At 60.8% G+C, this 4,468-nt stretch carries 9 protein-coding genes and 1 pseudogene; 7 read left to right on the forward strand and 3 right to left on the reverse strand.

The features are described 5' to 3' along the window. The 3 genes from H926_RS31545 to H926_RS0106655 all read left to right on the forward strand — a co-directional run. On the forward strand, positions 1–433 hold a 433-nt coding region (locus H926_RS31545; protein ID WP_148291656.1), incomplete at its 5' end, for a GGDEF domain-containing protein. After that, positions 430–714, forward strand: coding sequence for a hypothetical protein (locus H926_RS34500; protein WP_014194372.1), 285 nt, complete (start codon positions 430–432; stop codon positions 712–714). The genes H926_RS31545 and H926_RS34500, both read left to right, overlap by 4 nt. Beyond that, on the forward strand, positions 705–1,094 hold the full coding sequence (locus H926_RS0106655) for a response regulator (RefSeq protein ID WP_014194371.1): 390 nt from the start codon (positions 705–707) through the stop codon (positions 1,092–1,094). The genes H926_RS34500 and H926_RS0106655 overlap by 10 nt, the downstream gene beginning before the upstream one ends. On the opposite strand, the gene H926_RS31550 is transcribed toward H926_RS0106655, so the two are convergent. Continuing rightward, entirely contained in the window at positions 1,091–1,447 is a 357-nt protein-coding gene (locus H926_RS31550; RefSeq protein WP_014194370.1) for a sigma factor-like helix-turn-helix DNA-binding protein, read from the reverse strand. The genes H926_RS0106655 and H926_RS31550 overlap by 4 nt on opposite strands. Positions 1,448–1,868: 421 nt before the next feature. Between H926_RS31550 and H926_RS0106665 the strand changes: the two genes are divergently transcribed. Genes H926_RS0106665 through H926_RS0106680 form a run of 4 tightly spaced genes read left to right on the forward strand, consistent with a single transcriptional unit; the run spans position 1,869 to position 3,100 of the window. Beyond that, entirely contained in the window at positions 1,869–2,243 is a 375-nt protein-coding gene (locus H926_RS0106665) for a type II toxin-antitoxin system RelE/ParE family toxin (RefSeq protein WP_013041565.1), read from the forward strand. After that, positions 2,240–2,566 (forward strand): helix-turn-helix domain-containing protein, encoded by a 327-nt coding sequence (locus tag H926_RS0106670; RefSeq protein WP_006964370.1) that lies wholly within the window; start codon positions 2,240–2,242, stop codon positions 2,564–2,566. Before H926_RS0106665 ends, H926_RS0106670 begins: the two co-directional genes overlap by 4 nt. Further along, entirely contained in the window at positions 2,566–2,808 is a 243-nt protein-coding gene (locus H926_RS0106675) for a hypothetical protein (RefSeq protein WP_013041566.1), read from the forward strand. The genes H926_RS0106670 and H926_RS0106675 overlap by 1 nt, the downstream gene beginning before the upstream one ends. Further along, entirely contained in the window at positions 2,801–3,100 is a 300-nt protein-coding gene (locus tag H926_RS0106680) for a hypothetical protein (RefSeq protein WP_013041567.1), read from the forward strand. Before H926_RS0106675 ends, H926_RS0106680 begins: the two co-directional genes overlap by 8 nt. A gap of 20 nt (positions 3,101–3,120) precedes the next feature. Here the strand turns inward: H926_RS0106680 and H926_RS0106685 are convergent, their stop codons facing one another. Together H926_RS0106685 and H926_RS34505 are read right to left on the reverse strand one after the other, a co-directional pair. Further along, positions 3,121–4,233, reverse strand: a complete 1,113-nt coding sequence (locus H926_RS0106685; protein WP_013041568.1) for a transglycosylase SLT domain-containing protein — start codon at positions 4,231–4,233, stop codon at positions 3,121–3,123. A 2-nt stretch (positions 4,234–4,235) separates the two neighbouring features. After that, a pseudogene (locus tag H926_RS34505) lies at positions 4,236–4,468 on the reverse strand (P-type conjugative transfer protein TrbL); the annotation flags it as partial.

Consider the following 4,468-nt stretch of genomic DNA (forward strand, 5'->3'; position numbering starts at 1 on the left):
CGATTTTTGCAACAGAGCCGCTTTCTGCGATATAGACCATTTTAAGCGCATCAATGATACGCACGGCCATGATGCAGGCGATCGGGTCATTCGACTTATCGCGGAAATGCTTGCTACGATTTCGGACGATAATTGCCATGTAGCGCGCCACGGTGGAGAGGAGTTTGTTATGCTGTTCCGAGGCGTCAGCCTGTCCGAAGCGCATAAGAAACTTGACGGCTTGCGCGAACAAATGGCCGAACGTCGCTTGCGAAACCGCAAGACGGATGAACCATTGGGCCAAATTACATTCTCCGCTGGTATTGCGGACGTGTTTGATTTTCCTGATCCAAGGGCGGCCCTCAAAGCGGCCGATGAAGCCCTTTACGCCGCAAAACAGGGCGGCCGAAACCAAGTGATAATCGCACCCAAGGGAGGCGCGCAGGCCGCATGAGCGAGGGGACGCCAGATGAAGACGTATTCCCCGGCGCGAAGCTCTCCGATCCGGCAATGGTGCGGGCGATGGGCGGGGCGCTGGCGGTCCTCGCCGGGTTGCTGGAAGGGAAAGGCGTCTCAACGGTGGAGGAAACCTCCAATGTGCTGGGGATTTACGCTGTCATCACCGGGGAAACCGCACCCGATGAAGGTTTGATCCTCGCTTGCTGGGCGGGAATGTTGCGTGATGCGGCACAGGAGAAGGCCGAAAAGGACGGGGAGCCGGGAAAATGGGATTAGGATCGGGCAGCGCGGCCGTGCTGGTTGTGGAGGATGAACCCCTAGTGAGGACGATGGCGGCCGACATTCTTATGGACGCGGGCTATCGCGTCTTTGAGGCGTGCGAGGCGGCGGACGCTCTGGCGATCCTTGACGGCCGCGATGACATTGGCGCGGTGTTCACCGATATTGAAATGCCCGGAGGGATGACCGGCCTTGCCTTGGCCGCTGCCGTCCGCGACCGATGGCCGTCCATGCCGGTCCTCGTTACCTCTGGCCGCGTGCGACCAGGTGCAGGCGAATTGCCGAACGGCGCTGCCTATATCGCCAAGCCCTACATGCCCGGTGAATTGGTCGCCACGCTCGGCAAGATGCTTCCTCACCCCGATTCCGGCGATTAATGCTCCATCAGGCTGAATGAGCCGCGAACAAGGGCAAGCCCCACGGAAAGCCGTTCGGCCGCCTCTTTCTGCTCGATGCCTAGTCGTTTGGCGATTTGCTCGATCGAAAGCCCGTTCTGCCGATGCAGGAACAAGACGCGATCGGTCAAATGTGGCAATTCATCAACACAATCCCAAAATTCATCTTCGGGAAATGTCATGCGCGGTGACGCCATGCACGTATCTATTGATTGTTGCAGATAACAATCTGCGGCTGAATCATCGACCTCAACGAGTATCGCAAGAGCTTTTTCCATGAACTCTAGGGCAACCGCTTTCTGTTGCTCTCGATAGATATTGGAAGAATCAACCATAGCCTAGTCCTCCTTTCGGTCGCTGTAGGGAGGACGATGACTCAACAATAGGGAAATTGCACGCGCAACTAGGGCCAGATTGAGCAGTAATTTTATTACAACGGCAAGCAGCCCTCGCCTGCCCGGACAGGGGCGGCGCGTGGCATCGGCTAGATTGTTTGTTGGTCTTCCGACGATGGCTAGTCCTTGCGGGCCATCGTCGGAAGTGGACGGCCGCACAAATTGGGGGGCGTGGGCCGCGCCGGGCCTCTAGCATAAAATTACGGCCCTGCATCCCCGGCGTTGATACATTCGTCGCGCAGGGCGCTCGATTGAGCCGCCCCGATCGCGGTCGCCTCAATCGGCATAGCGAGCTGGCAATATGCACATACGCGCATAATTTCCGCTTGCGGGCTATGTATATTTGTGCATAATAGCCGCGATGGATACGGAACGGCCGGTTCGATGGGTGGCATCGTCAAAGCGCGATTTTCGGGAGTTCCCGGACGATGTGCAGGACGTAATGGGCTATGCCCTGCACCTTGCGCAGCAAGGCGGGCAGCACGCCAGCACTAAGCCGTTGAAGGGCTTTGGCGGCGCTGGCGTGGTCGAGATCATAGACGACCACCAAGGCGATACGTTCCGCACGGTCTATACGGTCAAATTCGCGGAGGCGGTCTATGTCCTGCACGCCTTCCAGAAGAAATCCAAGCAGGGCAAGGCCACGCCGCAGGCCGATATGGATTTGATCCGAACGCGGCTGAAATCCGCCGAGGAGCATCACCGGCAACACCAGACCCCGCGAGGCACAGCATGAGCGCACAGGACGAAATCATTGAGGAAGGCAGCGGCAATGTCTTTGCCGATCTAGGCTTTGCCGACCCCGACACCCACCTTTTGAAAGCCCAGCTCGTTACCCGTGTGGCCGAGGCCATGCAGGAGCGGAAGTTGACGCAGATCGCCGCCGCCAAGGTTACGGGATCTACCCAACCGGAATTGTCGCGCATCCTGCGAGGCCAGTTCCGCAGCGTCTCGGTTGAGCGGCTTCTAGCCATGCTCACCCGGCTTGGCTGCAAGGTCGATATTGTCGTGCGCCCGCAGGGGCGGACCACTGAATCGGCCGTGATCCACTTCGCCTAATGTGCGATGATTTCGCGCAAGCCCGGCTCGATATGTTCGAGGCCGGGCTATTCGGCCAAGGGCCTGCCTTCTGGCGCTGGATCGAAACCGACGCGGCGCAACCCTATCTTGCCGCTTTCGCCGCCGATCGACGGCCGCCCGAACCCGGCGAACCCTTCGCTATCGACCTTGCGGCCGACGACTTGCTTGCTCCCGATCGCCTCGCCCAGCTCGCCCTACAGATCGAGGCCGACCATGCTTGATCCCAATCCGTCCGTAGCCGACCTTGACGCATTGCTAGATCGCCACCGCAATGACGATGCGGCTATGGAAAAGATCGTTCGCGGGTATCTCCGTTGCGCGATCTACAGCTATCAGAAGCATTGCGTTTGGCGCGCCTTGCGCCACATCGGCAAGGACGATTGGAGTTTCAAAGAGGAAGACGTTGCCGCCTTGAGGGCCGAAGGCGCGAAATCCATTTCGGACTTTCGAGACTGGCTCATTGAGGAGCTGGCCGGGATGGGGATCAGCGCCCACACCGGCTTGCCGAATTGAGCGCCTAGCGCGCCGTCGCTTCAATTGCTGGCGGTGATTGTGCGCGGAATAAATCGCGGGTCCGCCGTGGGATCGGTAGGCGAAGGATGCAGCATGTCGCGCCGGAAATTCACCGCAACGGAAATAGGCGCGGCGTTCGGCCGAGCCGCCATGACGCGGGCTTGTGGAGCTGGCGCAGCCTCATAGCTGGCCATCGGCTGCACGGCCGCCGAGGTTAGGCCCCCTACCCCGCGTTCCGCTCTGGCGACGACAATTTGAGCGCGATCGAGCGGCCGAGTCTGATCGCCGGTATAGAAAGCCAGATGCCAATGATCGGCATGGCCCCGGTCCCCCGGCCCCAGCAGCTCCGCCACGCGAATACCATGTTGCGCCATCACGGCGCGGATTTGCTCGCGCGTGATCGTGTGCAGCCCGGCACGCGGCACGAAATCCACCGCCTGCCCATATTTGTGAAAGCTGTTGGCGGCCCCGTAATTGGCTTCCAGCGCCCGCCACGTATCGGTTATGCGAGCATTGAACGCAGCGGCCAAGATCGAGGCGACATAGCCCGCCGAGGCGTCGGCGCTGCCTTGGGGCTGGACGATCGCCGGTTGCGCCGCGAGCTGGCCCCCGCCCGTCGCGTCGGCCGCCGTGATCGTGAGCGGGATCGAGGCCGATCGCGCAGCAGGAGCGCCGCCGCTTACCGGGATGCCGTTCACGCTGTAGGTATTATAGCGCGAGGAAAGCCACGCCTCCCAGCGCGCACCTTTCGCCATAATCAGCGCCCGATAGCGGGCATTATGGACCGGCGTTCGGGAATGATAATTGGCAACCCGCGTCCACAGGTCGCCCTTGTCATCCCGGATATGGTTTCTGATACGCCATGCAGCGAGGTTGTAGGGATAGCACCCCGCCGCAAGCACATATTCGGGCCGGATGCCGTAGCGTGCCAGCGATTGAATATAGCTGGAATTGAGCTGCATCGAGCCAAGATCGGCGGTGTTATTGGTGTTCTGGACGCGCGCGCCGGGCCGACCGTTCTCTTGTTCCGCGACCGCCAGCATGACGTTCGCCGGAATGTTATAGCGCAGCGCCGCCGCGATCGAGCATTGCACCCGTTCTTCTATGACAACCGGAGGCAGATCAGCGGCCATGATTAGCTGTCCCCCCTTCTCTGGACGAAGGCCGCAACTTCATCCTCTGGCGTCTCCATGTCGCCCGCATCACGGGCGGCCGAAATGGTATCGCCCGCGAATTGCGCCGTGGGGGGTGGCGATGAATCGGACGAGCTGGCGGGACTGCCCGCGCCGGTCGCGGGAGCGAGCGTTTCACTTCCCGACGATGCCGAGGCGGCCGACGCGCGGATATTGGCCGCCAGTCGGCCGCCCA

This window comes from Novosphingobium sp. B-7, assembly GCF_000410615.1.
Classification (GTDB): domain Bacteria; phylum Pseudomonadota; class Alphaproteobacteria; order Sphingomonadales; family Sphingomonadaceae; genus Novosphingobium; species Novosphingobium capsulatum.

Excerpts from the sequence above, each read along its gene's own strand:
- H926_RS34500 (WP_014194372.1), top strand. The coding sequence starts at position 430 with ATGAGCGAGGGGACGCCAGATGAAGACGTATTCCCCGGCGCGAAGCTC.
- H926_RS0106655 (WP_014194371.1), top strand. The coding sequence starts at position 705 with ATGGGATTAGGATCGGGCAGCGCGGCCGTGCTGGTTGTGGAGGATGAA.
- H926_RS31550 (WP_014194370.1), bottom strand. The coding sequence starts at position 1,447 with ATGGTTGATTCTTCCAATATCTATCGAGAGCAACAGAAAGCGGTTGCC.
- H926_RS0106665 (WP_013041565.1), top strand. The coding sequence starts at position 1,869 with ATGGATACGGAACGGCCGGTTCGATGGGTGGCATCGTCAAAGCGCGAT.
- H926_RS0106670 (WP_006964370.1), top strand. The coding sequence starts at position 2,240 with ATGAGCGCACAGGACGAAATCATTGAGGAAGGCAGCGGCAATGTCTTT.
- H926_RS0106675 (WP_013041566.1), top strand. The coding sequence starts at position 2,566 with ATGTGCGATGATTTCGCGCAAGCCCGGCTCGATATGTTCGAGGCCGGG.
- H926_RS0106680 (WP_013041567.1), top strand. The coding sequence starts at position 2,801 with ATGCTTGATCCCAATCCGTCCGTAGCCGACCTTGACGCATTGCTAGAT.
- H926_RS0106685 (WP_013041568.1), bottom strand. The coding sequence starts at position 4,233 with ATGGCCGCTGATCTGCCTCCGGTTGTCATAGAAGAACGGGTGCAATGC.